This is a genomic window from Actinocorallia sp. A-T 12471 (assembly GCF_033875155.1).
Taxonomy (GTDB): domain Bacteria; phylum Actinomycetota; class Actinomycetes; order Streptosporangiales; family Streptosporangiaceae; genus Actinocorallia.
Map to the genome: position 1 here is coordinate 40,986 of NZ_JAWZTE010000019.1, position 14,955 is coordinate 55,940.

Annotated in this window: 12 protein-coding genes; 8 read left to right on the top strand and 4 right to left on the bottom strand. The window is 71.9% G+C overall.

Annotated elements, in window-relative coordinates; all coding sequences use genetic code 11:
* Positions 1 to 3 precede the first annotated feature (3 nt).
* Both R9X44_RS33745 and R9X44_RS33750 read right to left on the bottom strand, forming a co-directional pair.
* A complete protein-coding gene (locus tag R9X44_RS33745) occupies positions 4 to 420 on the bottom strand; it encodes a DUF4259 domain-containing protein (protein ID WP_319818438.1) in 417 nt (138 codons plus the stop codon).
* Positions 421 to 533: 113 nt separating this feature from the next.
* Entirely contained in the window at positions 534 to 1,052 is a 519-nt protein-coding gene (locus tag R9X44_RS33750) for a gluconokinase (protein WP_319818439.1), read from the bottom strand.
* Between the two features lie 215 nt (positions 1,053 to 1,267).
* Here R9X44_RS33750 and speB point away from each other — a divergent pair, with 215 nt between their 5' ends.
* The 7 genes from speB (at position 1,268) to R9X44_RS33785 (ending at position 11,137) form a co-directional block, all read left to right on the top strand.
* Positions 1,268 to 2,218: an agmatinase gene (gene speB, locus R9X44_RS33755; RefSeq protein ID WP_319818440.1), complete on the top strand. Its 951-nt coding sequence runs from the start codon at positions 1,268 to 1,270 to the stop codon at positions 2,216 to 2,218.
* Between the two features lie 2 nt (positions 2,219 to 2,220).
* The gene (locus R9X44_RS33760) at positions 2,221 to 3,837 is read left to right on the top strand and encodes a N,N-dimethylformamidase beta subunit family domain-containing protein (RefSeq protein WP_319818441.1); all 1,617 of its coding nucleotides are present in this window, start codon (positions 2,221 to 2,223) and stop codon (positions 3,835 to 3,837) included.
* A 41-nt stretch (positions 3,838 to 3,878) separates the two neighbouring features.
* Positions 3,879 to 5,345 (top strand): PucR family transcriptional regulator, encoded by a 1,467-nt coding sequence (locus R9X44_RS33765; RefSeq protein WP_319818442.1) that lies wholly within the window; start codon positions 3,879 to 3,881, stop codon positions 5,343 to 5,345.
* 110 nt (positions 5,346 to 5,455) lie between these two features.
* The gene (locus R9X44_RS33770) at positions 5,456 to 6,907 is read left to right on the top strand and encodes an APC family permease (RefSeq protein ID WP_319818443.1); all 1,452 of its coding nucleotides are present in this window, start codon (positions 5,456 to 5,458) and stop codon (positions 6,905 to 6,907) included.
* Positions 6,904 to 9,396, top strand: a complete 2,493-nt coding sequence (locus tag R9X44_RS33775) for a CehA/McbA family metallohydrolase (RefSeq protein WP_319818444.1) — start codon at positions 6,904 to 6,906, stop codon at positions 9,394 to 9,396. Before R9X44_RS33770 ends, R9X44_RS33775 begins: the two co-directional genes overlap by 4 nt.
* Positions 9,397 to 9,623: 227 nt before the next feature.
* The gene (locus R9X44_RS33780; RefSeq protein WP_319818445.1) at positions 9,624 to 10,466 is read left to right on the top strand and encodes an undecaprenyl-diphosphate phosphatase; all 843 of its coding nucleotides are present in this window, start codon (positions 9,624 to 9,626) and stop codon (positions 10,464 to 10,466) included.
* Between the two features lie 185 nt (positions 10,467 to 10,651).
* Positions 10,652 to 11,137 (top strand): DinB family protein, encoded by a 486-nt coding sequence (locus R9X44_RS33785; protein WP_319818446.1) that lies wholly within the window; start codon positions 10,652 to 10,654, stop codon positions 11,135 to 11,137.
* A gap of 53 nt (positions 11,138 to 11,190) precedes the next feature.
* On the opposite strand, the gene R9X44_RS33790 is transcribed toward R9X44_RS33785, so the two are convergent.
* Positions 11,191 to 11,517 carry a multidrug efflux SMR transporter gene (locus R9X44_RS33790; protein ID WP_319818447.1) on the bottom strand — a complete coding sequence of 109 codons (327 nt, stop codon included), beginning with the start codon at positions 11,515 to 11,517 and terminating at the stop codon, positions 11,191 to 11,193.
* Positions 11,518 to 11,611: 94 nt separating this feature from the next.
* Entirely contained in the window at positions 11,612 to 12,178 is a 567-nt protein-coding gene (locus R9X44_RS33795; protein ID WP_319818448.1) for a TetR/AcrR family transcriptional regulator, read from the bottom strand.
* A gap of 141 nt (positions 12,179 to 12,319) precedes the next feature.
* On the opposite strand from R9X44_RS33795, the gene R9X44_RS33800 reads away from it, so the two are divergent.
* Positions 12,320 to 14,665 carry a glycoside hydrolase family 3 protein gene (locus R9X44_RS33800; protein ID WP_319818449.1) on the top strand — a complete coding sequence of 782 codons (2,346 nt, stop codon included), beginning with the start codon at positions 12,320 to 12,322 and terminating at the stop codon, positions 14,663 to 14,665.
* Positions 14,666 to 14,955: the final 290 nt, after the last annotated feature.

Sequence of the window (14,955 nt, forward strand, 5' to 3'; positions counted from 1 at the left end):
CCTTCAAGGCACCGCCGCGCGCAGCACCGCCTCGACCGCCGCGTGTTCGGCGCGGACCTTGTTCAGCGCCCCGCCCTCGTCCCACAGACAGGCCCACTCGTTGTCGCGCACATCGAAGGCCCGGTCGAAGACGGCGACCGCGAGAGCGACGAGCTCCGGCGACGGCGTGAAGTCGAGGCCCGCCGCGTGATGGCGGCCGTTGCCGTTCTCGATCGTGCCAGGCGCGATCCGCTCGGCCACAAAACACGCGCCGACCAGCGCCGCGGATACCTCGTCGGTGTCCAGATACTCCGTGCCGCGCACGACCGACTCCATCGCCGCGCGGATCGTCTCGGCCGCGGCCTGCGGCGCGCCGCTGACCGCGGCCGCGAAGTCGAGCGCGTCGTCGTTGCCGAACGGCCCGAAATCCCAAGCTCCCATCGTGTTCCCCTCCCCACCGCTGATGCCTGACAGGACACTACGCGCGGCCACCGACATTTTTTCAGCCAGCCCGGAACGCCCTGATTCGTCCCCTGGTCTCGTGCGTCGGCGGGTCAGTCCGTCGCGGGGGCGAGGCCGAGCGCGACGAGCGAGCGGTGGGTGAGGACCGACGGGCTCGGCCCGACCGTGAGGGTCGCGCCCGCCTCGTCGGGGCCGAGCGGTTCCAGGACGGCCAGCTGGGAGTCGAGCAGCGACGGCGGCATGAAGTGCGAGGTCCGGTCCTGGAGGCGCAGGGCGAGCAGCTCCCTCGGCCCGTGCAGGTGCAGGAAGGACGCCGTCGGGGCGAAGGAGCGCAGGCGGTCGCGGTAAGCGCGCTTGAGCGCCGAGCAGGACATGACGCCGCCGTGCCCCGAGTGGTCGCGCAGCCAGTGGCCGAGGATGTCGAGCCAGGGCGCGCGGTCGGCGTCGGTCAGCGCCGCGCCGGTGGTCATCTTGGCGATGTTCTCCGGCGTGTGGAAGGCGTCGCCCTCGGCGAAGGGCACGCCGAGCGCCTCGGCGAGCAGAACCCCGACCGTGGTCTTGCCGGAACCTGAGACGCCCATGACGACGACGAGTGGCGCGGGTCGGTGCATGGTGCAAAGCCTCCGTCCTGTGCGGTCCGGCCGCAAGGGGGCGCGAGCGGGCGCGGCGATATCCGCGCGCCAAGACTGCACGGCCTTGGGACGGCCGACGCGTTGGGCGGTTAGTACAAGGCGGGAAGCCCCCGCAGTAGTGTTTGCACAGGTCCGCGCGGGGGTCGCCGTCCCTAACATTGCGGGAGCCGCCCCACCCCTGGAGGTTCCCGCCGATGACGGACGCACCGAAGACCGGTCCCGTGGACGCCACGAAGATCCCCCGCTACGGGGAGCCCTCGACGTTCGCGAGGCTGCCGCGCACCGACCAGGTCGACCAGGTCGACGTGGCGATCGTCGGGGTGCCGTTCGACACCGGGGTCTCCTACCGGCCCGGCGCGCGGTTCGGCCCCGGGCACGTCAGGGCGTCGTCGAAGCTGCTGCGGCCCTACCACCCGGGCCTCGACGTCGAACCCTTCGGCGTCCAGCAGGTCGCCGACGCGGGCGACATCGCGGTGAACCCGTTCGACATCGGCGAGGCGATCGACGCGGTCGAGCGCGCGGCGAGCGACCTTCGCGCGGACGGGGCCAGGCTGCTCACCATCGGCGGCGACCACACGATCGCACTGCCGCTGCTGCGCTCGGTGGCGCGCGACCACGGGCCCGTCGCGGTGCTGCACTTCGACGCCCACCTGGACACGTGGGACACCTACTTCGGCGCGCCCTACACGCACGGCACGCCGTTCCGCCGGGCGTCCGAAGAGGGGCTGCTCGACCCCGAACACTGCCTCCACATGGGCATCCGCGGCCCCCTGTACTCGCGTGAGGACCTCACCGAGGACGGTGTGCTCGGCTTCCAGATCATCCGCGCCGACGACTACGAGACCGAGGGCACCGCCACCGCCATCGAACGGATGCGGGCGCGCCTCGGCGACCGGCCCGTTTACGTCTCGGTGGACATCGACGTCCTCGACCCCGCGCACGCGCCGGGCACAGGAACCCCCGAGGCGGGCGGCCTGACCAGCCGGGAGCTGCTGCACACGCTGCGCGCCCTGGCCGGGCTGAACATCGTCGGGGCCGACATCGTCGAGGTCGCGCCCGCCTACGACCACGCGGAGATCACCGGGATCGCCGCCGCGCACGTCGCCTACGAGTTGCTCGGCGTCCTCGCGACGGGAAGGGCATGACCATGGAACGCACCAAGGTGAACGAGCTGAAGCCGGCCTTCGCGTGGTCGCCCAAGGGCTGGCCGTCAGAGCGGGCGTACGTCGAGCCGGACGCGGAGGAGGTCTGGTGCTACACCGACCGCTTCTCCTACTTCCCCGGCGAGACCGTGCAGTTCCACCTGAGCGCGAGCGTCCCCGCGTTCACCCTTGAGATCACCCGGGACGGCCGCAAGCCGGAGACCGTATGGACGCGCGACGACGTCACCGCGGGCCGCTTCGAAGCCCCCGAGGACGCCTACGCGAACGGATGCGGCTGGCCCGTGGGCCTCACCCTGGAGATCCCGCAGGACTGGCGTCCCGGCTTCTACGTCATCGCGGTGAGGGCGGTCCTCAGCAACGGGGAGCTGTGGGAGAGACACCACTTCTTCGTCGTGAAGGCCGCCCCCTCCCGGCGTCCCAAGGCCGCGCTCGTACTGACGACGAGCACGATGCTCGCCTACAACGACTGGGGCGGGGCCAACCACTACCGGGGCATGGGCGACGACCCGCGCGCCGACGCGGGGAGCCCGCTCTCCTCCACCCAGAGGCCGATCGCGCGGGGCATGATCAGCAAGCCCGAAGGCGTCCCCCGCGAAGCCAACCACCTGACTCCGCCGATCAACGGCGCGCCCCGGTACCCGTCCTATGAGTGGGCCCGGCTGAACGGGTACAGCCGCCACCACGGCGACGCCTTCTGGGCGAGCTACGAGCGCCTGTTCGTCCGGTGGGCGGAGGCCGAGGGCTACGAGCTGGACTACCTCACCCAGCACGACCTGCACGTGGACGAGACCGTCCTCGACCCCTACCGCTGCGTGATCGTCGTCGGCCACGACGAGTACTGGAGCTGGGCCATGCGCGACGCCGTCGACAGGTTCGTCGACGGCGGGGGCGGCCTCGCCCGCTTCGGCGGCAACTACCAGTGGCAGGTGCGGCTGAGCGACGACCTCACGACCCAGTACTGCTACCGGCTGCCCTCCCTCGACCCCGACGCGGCACGCTCGCCGAGGACCGCCACGACGGTCTGGGAGGCCAAGTCCGTCGGCAGGCCCGGCGCGACCACCATCGGGCTCAACGGCCTCGGCGGCATCTACACCAGGTACGGCGCCGCCACGCCCCGCTCGTCGGGCGGCTTCACCGTCTACCGGCCGCACCACTGGGCGTTCGAAGGCACCGACCTGTACTACGGCGACCAGCTGGGGGCCGCCCCGACGTTCCTCGCGGCCTTCGAGGTGGACTCGGTGGAGTACACGTTCCGGCGCGGCCTGCCTTACCCGACCTTCGAGGACGGCGCTCCCGAGACGCTGGAGATCCTCGCCATGACCCCGGCCGTCCGGGGCGAGGAGGACCGCTTCGGCGGCCTCGTTCCCATCGGCGGCCCTGAGGAGGAGGTCTACGCCTACAACCGGGAGCTCGGAGACGACCTGCCCGATTACGTCCACGAGGGCGGCATGTACGGGGCGGGCATGATCGCGGCGTTCACGCGCGGCGAAGGAGAGGTCTTCAACGGAGGCTGTACGGAGTGGGCGTACGCGCTCCAGACGGGCGACCCGTTCGTGGCGAGGATCGTGCGCAACGTCCTCGACCGCTTCCTCGGCCGGTGACCGTGACCTGGGCATACGCCGCGTACGGCTAGCTTGGTCGCGTGGTACCTCTCCGGCTCTTCGTGGACCGGTTCGGCCTCCGCGTCCTGGGCGGCGCGGACCCGTCCGACCGGCGGGTCCGCTGGGTCCATGTCAGTGAGCTCGCCGACCCCGCGCCCTACCTTTCCGGTGGGGAACTGCTGCTCACCGCCGGGATCGACTTCCGGCCCAAGGACAGCGCCGCCTACGTGGGCCGTCTCGCGTCGGCCGGGATCGCCGCCCTCGGGTTCGGGGTGACGCCCGTCTTCGACGAGGTGCCTTCCGAGCTCGTCTCCGCCTGCGAGGCGCACCGAATGACGCTGCTGGAGATCCCTCCGCAGGTGCCGTTCGCCGCGCTCTCGCAGGCGCACCACGCCGAGATCGTCCGCGCCGAGACCCTTGCCCTGCGCAGGCTGTCCGACGGCCAAGGCGTCCTCATCCGGGCGGCCGGAGGGCCCGGCCCGCTGCGCGCCGTCGTGGACCGGCTCGCCGAACTGCTCGAAGGCTGGGTCCTGGTCGTGGACCACAACCGGGACCGCACCTGGGCGGCGGGGCCCGTGCGCGCCGACCGCAGGGTGAGCGAGGCGCTGAACCGCGCCTGCGCAAGCCGCACGCCCCTCAGCGCCGCCCTGAACACCGCGGACCAGCACGTGGAGATCCAGCGGCTGATGGGCCCCTCACCGTCGGGCTACGCCATGGCGGTGGCCCGCGAGGCGCCCTTCGCCGTCGCCGACCGTGGCCTGATCGCGGTCGCGGCGTCCGCCCTGTCCCTGTTGTTCACCGCGCCCGCCGAGACCGCGGCTCCCGACACCCTGGGGGCTGCGGCCGTCGCGGCGCTCCTCCGGCCGCCGGCGTGGGAGGCGGCCCTCGCCGCCCCCTTCGACCTGCCGGAGAACACCGGCTGGCGGGTCGTCCGCGCCCTGCCCTCGAACCTGCCGGGCCCGCCGGGAGCCGTCGCCCACACGCTCGCCGAACTCCTCGCGACGCCCTACGTGGCCTCCGACGGCGAGGCGTTCACCGCCCTGGTGCCCGGCGACAGGCCCGTCGCCGAACTCACCCGCGCGCTGGACGAGGCGGGCATCCTCGCCGGGATCAGCCGCCCCCGACGCCCCGACGACCTCGGCGAGGCCCGCGACGAGGCCGAGGCCGCCCTGAACGGCTCACGGATCCGGGGCGAGGCGGTGGTCGCGGGCGACGCCGCGGAGGGCCTCCTGGGGCTCCTGGACCCCGCGGACGCCGCCCGGCACTCCACCGGGCTGCTCGCCCCGCTGGAGGCCGCCAGGGACTCGTCGGCGCTGCTGGGGACGCTGCGCGCCTGGCTCGCCCACCACGGCAACTGGGACCGCACCGCCGCCGACCTCGGCGTGCACCGCAACACAGTCCGGCACCGGATGCGCCAGGCGTCCCGGCTGCTCGACCGCGACCTCGCCGACCCCGACGTCCGCATGGAGCTGTGGTTCGCGCTCCGCTGGCGGGCCAGGGGAACGTGACAGGATGATCCGCACAATCCGGCGGAGCCACGGGGCCTTTTCATCCACTTCATTCCCCACGGACCGGTCCATAGCGTGTCGGCATCACGCGAGACCCCCGGAGGAATGACATGGCAGACAGTTCAGGCGACGGCCGCCTGGCCGCCGACGCGATGGGGACGAGAGACCTCGTCTTCACCGTCCTGGCGGCCCTCGCGCCGCTCACGCTCGTCGTCGCGCTCGCCCCGCTGCACTTCCTCAAGGGCGGCGCGGCCGTCCCCGGCGGCTACATCGTCGCCGGCGTGGTGATGGCGCTCTTCGCCGTCGGCTTCATGACCATGAGCCGCTACGTGCGCAACGCCGGAGCCTTCTACGCCATGATCGCCAAGGGACTCGGCAAGCCCCTCGGCTCAGGCGCGGCCACCCTCGCCCTGCTCGCTTACAACGCCCTGCAGATCAGCACCTACGGCGCGCTCGGCCTCTACTCGGCCGACTCCTTCTCCCGCTACACAGGCGTCGACCTGCCTTGGTGGCTGTTCGCGCTGGTCGGGGCCGCGCTCGTCGGGTACCTCGGCTTCCGCGGCATCCAGACCAGCGCGCGCATCCTCGGCGTCCTGCTCGTCCTGGAGATCGCGATCCTCGCCGTCATGGCGGTGTTCGTCCTCGCCAAGGGCGGCGCGGGCGAGACCACCTTCACCTCGTTCTCGCCGAGCGAGGTCCTCACCCCGGCCAACGGGGCGATGTTCGCGCTCGTCTTCGGCGCGTTCATGGGCTTCGAGGCGACCGCGATCTTCAGCGAGGAGGCGCGCGGCGGCATCCGCACGGTCCGGCGCGCGACCTACATCGCGGTGGCGTTCATCGCGGTGTTCTACGCCTTCATCACCTGGACGATCGTGCAGGCGATCGGCGCGGACGGCGTCTCGGCCGCCGCCGAAGCCGACCTCGAGGGCATGGTCGTCGGCGTCTTCGAGTCCTACACGCCGGGCGCGGTCACCGCGGTCATGGAGATCCTGCTCCTGACCAGCGCCTTCGCCGCGCTCCTCGCGCTGCATAACGCCGCCAACCGCTACCTGTTCTCGCTGGGCCGCGAGGGCCTCGTGCCCGCCGCGTTCGGCCGCACCCACCCCCGTACCCGCGCCCCGTACCTCGCGGGCTTCCTCCAGACCGCCGTCGCGATGCTCGTCCTGATCGTCTGGGCGGTGTTCGGACTCGACCCCTACCTCGGCCTGCTCCTGTGGGGCAGCTCCATCGGCTTCCTCGGCATCATCGCCCTGTGGGCCCTGTGCGCGGTCGCCGTCGTCGTCTACCTGCGCCGCAACCACCCCGAGACGGGACTGTGGCGCAGCCTCATCGCCCCGGGACTCAGCTTCGTCGGGCTCGTGGTGGTGCTCAGCCTCGTCCTCGCCAACTTCGGCCTCCTGACCGGCGGCGGCACGACCACCAACACGATCCTGCTGGTCATGTGCGTCGTGGCCTTCATCAGCGGCATCGTCTCCGCGGTCTCCCTGCGCTCCCGCTCCCCCGAGCGTTACGCGCGGCTGACGGAGACCCGTGTCGACGACGCCGTTCCGGAGCCCGCGTGACGTGGGAGCGGGGGTACCGCCCTCTTGACCTCCCCTGGAACGCGCCCCTGACGCTCCTGGACGACCCCGATCCCGCCTTCACCGGCGACCGCAGCCTCTACGGCCTGCCTTTCCGGTTCGGCCCCGACCTGGAGGGAGCCTCGCTCCTCCGGGTCGGGCCGGAGCCCGTGGAGATCCCCGTCGAGCACGGCTGCCAGTGGATCGTGTTCGCGCACGCGCTGGAGGAACCCGGGATCTTCGAGGGCTCCCCCGTCGGCGAGACGGCCGCCGTCTACACCGTCCGTTACGCCGACGGCACGGCCGTCCAGGTACCCGTCCGGCAGAGGTTCGAGATAGGTCCGACCCCTCGGCTGTGGCGGGGCCGTCCCCTTCCGCTCGACTGGGGACAGACGCCCTTCCTCGCGCTGCCCGACGCCCAGCACCGGCTGATGCACCGGACCTGCGGGAGGTTCGACGCGGCGGGCGCGCGCCTGGTGGACATCGACGACCCCCAGGCGCGCTCCCCCTACGTGCTGCCCTACCGCTTCTACCTGTGGCCGTGGCGCAACCCCCGCCCTGCGGAGCCGATCGAGTCCGTGGAGGTCTCCTCGGCGGGACCCGCCATCCTCATCGGGGCCGTGACGCTGAGCCGTCTGGCGGAAGACCCGTTCGGCCGTACGGTCGCCCGTGAAGTGGTCTTCACGCTCGCCGAAGGGCAGGTGGACGAGGACGTCTCCGTCATGGTCGACAGGGGCACCGCCACGTACGCCTACCAGACGGTGGACTCCGCCAGCGTCTCCGAGCCTCCCGGCTTCGGCGGCGCGGCCGACCCCTCGCGCGGCTACGTGCGGATCGCGGCGACGCCGTCGGCTGCGGTGTCCCTCGAGGTGGGCGGGACTGTGCGGACGGCCCTGACCTGGGGCGACCTCCTCGACCGGGGCGAACTGACTACGTCCGACGGGACGGTGTGGCGGCTCCCGCCCGCCGACCGCTCATGGGTGCGCGGCACCGTCGTGGACGACGAGACCGGCGAGCCGCTGACCTGCCGCCTGCACTTCCACACCGCCGACGGCGTGCCGCTCGCCCCCTACGGGCACCACGCGCACCTCAACTCCGACGGCAACACCTGGAACCTCGACGTCGGCGGCGACGTCCGCCTCGGCCGCCGCACCTACGCGTACGTGGACGGCGAGTTCGAACTGTGGCTCCCGCACGGAACCGTCACGGTCGAGGCGGCGCGCGGGTTCGACTACCTACCGCTGCGCGAGGAGCTGACGATCCTGCCGGGCCAACGGACCCTCGAACTGCGCCTGCGCCGCCTCTACGACCCGGAGGCCGACGGGTACGTCGCGGGCGACACCCATGTCCACTTCGTGTCCACGCACGGCGCGGAGCTCGAGGCGCGCGGCGAGGGCGTCCGGGTGACGAACCTGCTGCTCAGCCAGTGGGGCCACCTGCACACCAACGCCGAGGACTTCCGGGGCCGCCCGCACACCTCGCACGACGGCCACACGCATGTGTTCACCGGCCAGGAGAACCGGACCGCGATGCTCGGGCACATCAACCTGCTCGGCTTGCGCGAGCCGGTACGGCCGTGGTGTACGGGCGGCGCGGAGGAGTCGGAACTCGGCGGCGGCATGGAGACGACGCTGTCGCGCTGGGCCGACGAGTGCCACGCGCAGGGCGGAACCGTCGTCCTCGCGCACTTCCCCGTACCGAACGGGGAGGCGGCGGCGCTCATCGCGACGGGCAGGCTCGACGGCGTGGAGATGATCGCCTACGACGACTACAACATCGGCCAGTACTACCGGTACCTCAACGCCGGGTACAGGCTGACGCTCGTAGGCGGCACCGACAAGATGAGCGCGGAGGTCCCGATCGGCCTCCTGCGGACGTACGCGCGCGTGCCCGACCCGGAGGAGATGGACTACTGGGACTGGTGCGCCGGGGTCCGCTCGGGCGACACGGTCGTCACCAGCGGCCCGCACCTGCGGCTCGACGTCGACGGCGCGGCCCCTGGCGGCCTCCTCCTCGGCCGGGGCGGCCGGAGCGTCCCCGGCTCTGCCTCGTTCCGGTCGCTGTTCCCGGTGGACCGGCTGGAGATCGTCGTCAACGGCGAGGTCGCGGCCTCACGCCGCTGGGACGAGCCGGTCACCGAAGGCGACCTGTCGTTCGCCGTGACGGTCGAGGAGTCTTCGTGGGTCGTGGCGCGCTGCTACGGCCCCGGTGAGGGCGTCGCCCGTCACATGGACGTGTGGGAGCGCCCGATCATGGCGCACACCTCGCCCGTCTACCTCGCGGACGGCGACGTCTACGCGCGCACGGATCGTGCCGTACTCGAGGAGATGCTCCAGCTCATCGGGGGCGTCGAAGAGCATCTGCGCGAGAGGGCGCGCACCCAGTGGCCGGGAAGGGCGCTGCACCGTCACGGCACGGAAGACCACCTGGCGTTCCTTCTCGCGCCTCTCGCCGAAGGCAGGACCGCCGTCCTCGACCGCCTGTCTTCGTGACGCGTCCGCGCGGCCTCCTGCGGGCGGCCGCGCGGTCCCGTCCACGACGCGAAGGGAGCCCGGTTCCCTTCTACCGCCAAGACAGGGCGAAGAGGAAAAGAAGGACAGATGAACGATAGGCGACTACTCAATCCAACGGCCGCGTTGGGAGTAACATCTCGGCGGGCGGGGTCATGATCGGCTTCGCGGTCGTCCTCCCGTCGTCTCCGAATCGGAGCGCTTGATCCATGTCGTGGTTCGAAGCCGTCGTCCTCGGGCTGATCCAGGGGCTCACCGAGTTCCTGCCGATCTCCTCCAGCGCGCACCTGCGCGTCTTCTCAGCGCTGTTCGGCTGGGAGGATCCCGGCGCCGCGTTCACCGCGGTCACCCAACTGGGCACCGAGACCGCGGTCCTCATCTACTTCCGCAAGGACATCGCGTCGATCATCCACGCGTGGACGCTCGCGCTGTTCCGCAAGGAGATGCGGGGCGACCCCAACGCCCGCATGGGCTGGTTCATCATCGCCGGATCCCTCCCGATCTGCATCCTCGGGCTCGCCTTCCAGCACACCATCGAGACCGCCCTGCGCGACCTGCGCATCATCGGCACGACGCTCATCGTCTTCGGCGTCATCCTCGCGATCGCCGACCGGACCCGGCTGCGCTCGCCGGGCAAGCCGATCAGCGAGCTGACGCTGCCGCACGCGCTCGGCTACGGCTTCGCCCAGTCCCTCGCCCTGATCCCCGGCGTGTCCCGCTCCGGCGGAACGATCAGCGCGGGCCTGTTCCTCGGGTACAGCCGTGAGGCCGCCGCCCGGTTCTCGTTCCTGCTCGCCATCCCTGCCGTCCTGGCCTCGGGTGTGCTCGAACTGTTCGACATCGGCGAGGGCCCCGCGCCTTCGTGGGGGCCGACGATCGTCGCGACGCTCATCGCCTTCGTCGTCGGGTACGCGGCGGTGGCGTGGTTCCTGAAGTACATCACCACGCACACGTTCCTCCCGTTCGTCGTCTACCGGATCGCGCTCGGCGTGCTGATCATCGTGCTGGTCGCGGTGGGCGTGCTCGCCCCGAACGAGGGCGGGCTCGGCTAACACCCTGACCAACCCGCGCAAAGGCCCCGGCGCACCGCGTCGGGGCCTTTGTCGTGCGCCGCGTCGGACCGCGCCGGCCTTTCCCATCACACAGCAAGAAATCGCCCATTTTTCCTGTTCAGCGGCATAGCGGAATGTCCACAGGGCGGTCAGAAAATGTCGGCGCGGCGATTTACAGTGAGCGCATGAACACGGAACGAGCGGATTTCCTCGCCGCACTCGACCAGCACCGCACCTTCCTGCGCTTCGCCGTGCAGGGGGTCACCGACGCACAGGCCAGGGCGCGTCCCACGGTCAGCGAACTGTCCCTGGGCGGACTCGTGAAACACGTGGCGGCCACCGAACACGGCTGGATGCGCTTCGCGGTCTTCGGGCCCGGCGCGTCGCCGGAGGATCCGGCGGGGCGCGCGCTGGAGTTCACGATGGGCGAGAACGAGACACTGCAATCGCTGCTGGACTCCTACGCCAAGGTCGCCGAGGAGACCAACGCGCTGATCGCCGAACTCGACCTCGACACCGCCCAGCCACTGCCGGAAGCGCCCTGGTTCGAGCCCGGAGCCACCTGGACCGTCCGGCGCGTCCTGCTGCACATCATCGCCGAGACCGCCCAGCACGCGGGGCACGCCGACATCCTGCGCGAGACCATCGACGGGCAGAAGACCATGGGTTGAAGAGCACGGGCGCGCGCGGCCGGCCCGCGCACGCGACCCGCGGCGCGGCGGCGTCAGTGCGCGCCGGAGAGGTTCAGCGTCACCACGCCGCCGATGACCAGGGCCACGCCCGCGACCTTCGCGGCGGACACCGGCTCGTTCAGGAACAGCACGCCGATCGCGGCGATGAGGGCGGTGCCGGCGCCCGCCCAGATCGCGTACGCGACCCCCACCTGCAGGCCGCGCGCGATCCCCTGGGCGAGCAGCACGAACGACAGCCCGTACCCGGCGAGGCAGACGAGGGTGGGCAGCAGCTTGCTGAACCCGTCGGTGCTCTTCAGCAGGCTCGTCGCGACGACCTCGCTGACGATCGCTCCGGCCAGGTACAGGTACATCACCATCGGGACCTCCGCTGTCCACACGCTTGTCGGCACGAGTACCCAAGCACACGGCGGCGGGCGCGGCGTCCGGGGAGCCCTGGCGGGGCTCGTCCGCTCATTCCGGCTTCGGGGCCGCGCCGAGCAGGGCGAGGAAGGCGCGGAAGAGCGCGGGCATGTCGATCTCGTCGGGGGCGAGCAGCCACTGGAGCTGCAGGCCGTCCATCGCCGCGAACAGCAGGGGGGCGGCCTGCTCGGGCGTCACCCCGCCCGGAAGCGCGTCGCCGAGTTCGGCGCGGATGACCTCGGCCATCCAGGCGCGGGCGCTGCCGTAGCGCTCACGGAAGAACTCCGCGGCCGGATGGCCCTCCAGCACGCTCTCGGCGGACAGCACGGTGAACGACTGCACGATGCCGCGCCGCTCGGTGTTCCACTCCACGATCGAGGCGACGGTGTCGAGGGTGATGCGGCCCTGCTCGCCGGGCAGCGCGATCACGTCGAGGCCGCGCTCGTCGCGCAGCCGCAGCACCTCGGCGAGCAGCCTGTCCTTGCTCGGGAAGTAGTGCAGGACGCCCTGCTGGCTGAGCCCCACCCGGTCGGCGACCGCCGCGATGGACGCCCCGGTGTAGCCGCGTTCGGCGAACACGTCGAGGGCGGCGAGCAGGATCTCCTCGCGTCGGTTCATGGGCCCCCACCCTACTGGAATAACGGAAAGGTAACAGTACCTACCGATTACTCGGTAGGTGTGCCTATCCTGCCGGAACGGGACGCCGCGCACCATCCGTCCGCACCCGCCCGCCCCCCGGAGCCGAACGAGGAGACACCCATGACCGCGCAAGACGACGAAGCCCTACTCGACGCCAAGGCGAGCATCCTCACGGGAGCCGACATGTGGTCGCTGCCCGCCGCGCCCGATCTCGGCTTCCCGGGGCTCACCATGTCCGACGGGCCCATCGGCGTCCGCGGCGTGCGCTGGACGGGCGACCCGTCGGTGGCGCTGCCGAGCCCCACCGCGCTCGCCGCGACCTGGGACGTCTCGCTGGTGCAGCGCGTCGGCGCCCTGCTCGCCCAGGAGGCGCGGCGCAAGGACGTCCGGGTGCTCCTCGCCCCCACGGTGAACCTCCAGCGCTCGCCCCTCGGCGGACGGCATTTCGAGTGCTTCTCCGAAGATCCCCTGCTCACCGGGCTCCTCGCGGCCGCGTATGTGCGGGGCGTCCAGGGCGGGAACGTCGCCGTCACCGTGAAGCACTTCGTCGCCAACGACTTCGAGACCGAACGGATGACCGCCAGCGTCACCGTGTCCGAACGCGCCCTGCGCGAGCTGTACCTGCTGCCGTTCGAGATCGTCGTCCGCGAGGCGGGCCCGTGGGGGATCATGTCCGCCTACAACGCGGTCAACGGCGTCCGGATGAGCGAGAACGACGCGCTGATCAACGGCGTCCTGCGCGAGGAGTGGGGCTTCGACGGCTTCGTCGTCTCCGACTGGTTCGGCGCGCACGACACCGTCGCGGCCGCGCTCGGCGGCCTCGACGTGGCGATGCCCGGCATGCTCTCCCCCTTCGGGCCCCCGCTCGCCGCCGCAGTACGCGAGGGCAAGGTGCCGCCAGAGGTGGTCGACGCCAAGGCCGCGCGGGTGCTCGACCTGGCCAGGCGCACCTCGGCGCCCGCGCCCGCGACCCGGTACGACGGCGCGGCGATCGCGCGTGAGGTCTCCGCCCGCGCGATGACGCTGCTGCGCAACGACGGCGTGCTGCCCCTGGCCGGAGCGCCGCGGATCGCGCTGATCGGCGGCCTCGCCAAGGAGTCGCGGATCATGGGCGGCGGCAGCGCCCAGGTCACGCCGGAGCGCGCGGTCTCGGCGTTCGACGGGCTCACCGCCGCCGGGCTCGACGTCGGCTACGCGCGCGGCGCGGACCCGAGCGAACGCCTCTTGCCCGCGACAGTCCCCGTCAGCGTCATCGCGAAGGTCGCCGACGGGTCCGTCCTCGCCGAACTCGACCAGCCCGAGGCGGTGATCCAGTGGGTCGGCCAGCTGCCCGAGGGCATCGACCCAGGGGCGCTGGACACCGTGGTGCTGCGCGGCACGCTCACCCCGGGTGAATCCGGCGAGCACCTCCTCGGGTTGGAGGGCACCGGGCCGTTCCGGCTCACCGTGGACGGCGAGACGCTCTTCGACGGCGTCGTCGCCCCCGAGAGCGCCGACCCCTTCGCCTCGGTGTTCTTTCCACCCCAGACCGTCTTCGCCCGCGCGCTCGAGGCGGGCCGTCCCGTCACCGTCGAGGTCGCGCACCGGGCGGGAGCCGCCGCGGGACCCGTGCCGTTCCTCGGCTTCGCGCTGCTGCACCGCGAGCCGCGTCCGGACGCCGACAGCCTGCTGGCCGAGGCGGTCCGGGCGGCGGCCGAGGCCGACGTCGCGGTGGTGGTCGTCGGCACGTCCAAGGAGGTCGAGAGCGAGGGGTTCGACCGGACGTCGCTGCGCCTGCCCGGCCGTCAGGACGAGCTCGTCGCCCGCGTCGCTGCCGCGAACCCGCGCACCGTGGTCGTGGTCAACGCCGGGTCGCCGGTCGAGATGCCCTGGCGCGACGAGGTCGCCGCGCTCCTGCTCACCTGGTTCCCCGGCCAGGAGGGCGGCCACGCCCTCGCCGACGTGCTCACCGGCGCGGCCGAGCCAGGGGGACGGCTGCCCACCACCTGGCCCACGGTCCTTGAGGACTGCCCGGTCGTGGACGTCACCCCCAAGGACGGGGTGCTGGAGTACGGCGAAGGGATCTTCGTCGGCTACCCGGCGTGGCAGCGCGCCGGAACGGCCCCCGCGTTCGAGTTCGGCTCAGGGCTCGGATACACCACATGGTCCTACGAGAGCGCCGAGCACACCGAAGGCGTCCTCACCGTGACCGTACGGAACACCGGCGCCCGGCCGGGCCGCGAGGTGGTGCAGGTCTACCTCTCCCCGGCCGTCCCCGACCCCGAGCGTCCGGCCCGACGCCTCGTCGGCTTCGCCGTCGCCGAAGCCGGCCCCGGCGAGTCCACGACCGTCACGGTCCCCGTCCCCGACCGCGCCTACGCGACCTGGCACGACGGCGCATGGCGTCCGAACCCGGGCCCATACCTCCTCCACACGGGCCACTCCCTCACCGACACCCGCCTCACCACCCCCGTCGAACACACCTGACCCCCGGGCCTGCGCCGCCCGGCCGGACCGAAGGCGACGCAGGCCCTCAACACCCGCTCACCCACCGACCACAACCAGAACATGTGCGCCCACTCCGCCAGGCCACCCGGGCTTCCGGCCGTCCTGAGAGCCCATCCGCACCGCACCGCAACAGCCAACGTCAACAGCGGCGACCAAAGCCCACAACTTCTCCTCGGAGGACCACCATGAGCATATGAACCTGACGCCGAGCGCGACACCTGACGCCGTCAACGACGGACCGGGCTTGCGGCCCGGCCCAAGAAGTTCCT

What these genes read in the sequence shown, in the direction of transcription:
- R9X44_RS33795 (WP_319818448.1), bottom strand. Translation starts at nt 12,178, where the DNA reads ATGAACCGACGCGAGGAGATCCTGCTCGCCGCCCTCGACGTGTTCGCC.
- R9X44_RS33745 (WP_319818438.1), bottom strand. Translation starts at nt 420, where the DNA reads ATGGGAGCTTGGGATTTCGGGCCGTTCGGCAACGACGACGCGCTCGAC.
- R9X44_RS33780 (WP_319818445.1), top strand. Translation starts at nt 9,624, where the DNA reads ATGTCGTGGTTCGAAGCCGTCGTCCTCGGGCTGATCCAGGGGCTCACC.
- speB (WP_319818440.1), top strand. Translation starts at nt 1,268, where the DNA reads ATGACGGACGCACCGAAGACCGGTCCCGTGGACGCCACGAAGATCCCC.
- R9X44_RS33760 (WP_319818441.1), top strand. Translation starts at nt 2,221, where the DNA reads ATGGAACGCACCAAGGTGAACGAGCTGAAGCCGGCCTTCGCGTGGTCG.
- R9X44_RS33770 (WP_319818443.1), top strand. Translation starts at nt 5,456, where the DNA reads ATGGCAGACAGTTCAGGCGACGGCCGCCTGGCCGCCGACGCGATGGGG.
- R9X44_RS33750 (WP_319818439.1), bottom strand. Translation starts at nt 1,052, where the DNA reads ATGCACCGACCCGCGCCACTCGTCGTCGTCATGGGCGTCTCAGGTTCC.
- R9X44_RS33800 (WP_319818449.1), top strand. Translation starts at nt 12,320, where the DNA reads ATGACCGCGCAAGACGACGAAGCCCTACTCGACGCCAAGGCGAGCATC.
- R9X44_RS33785 (WP_319818446.1), top strand. Translation starts at nt 10,652, where the DNA reads ATGAACACGGAACGAGCGGATTTCCTCGCCGCACTCGACCAGCACCGC.
- R9X44_RS33790 (WP_319818447.1), bottom strand. Translation starts at nt 11,517, where the DNA reads ATGGTGATGTACCTGTACCTGGCCGGAGCGATCGTCAGCGAGGTCGTC.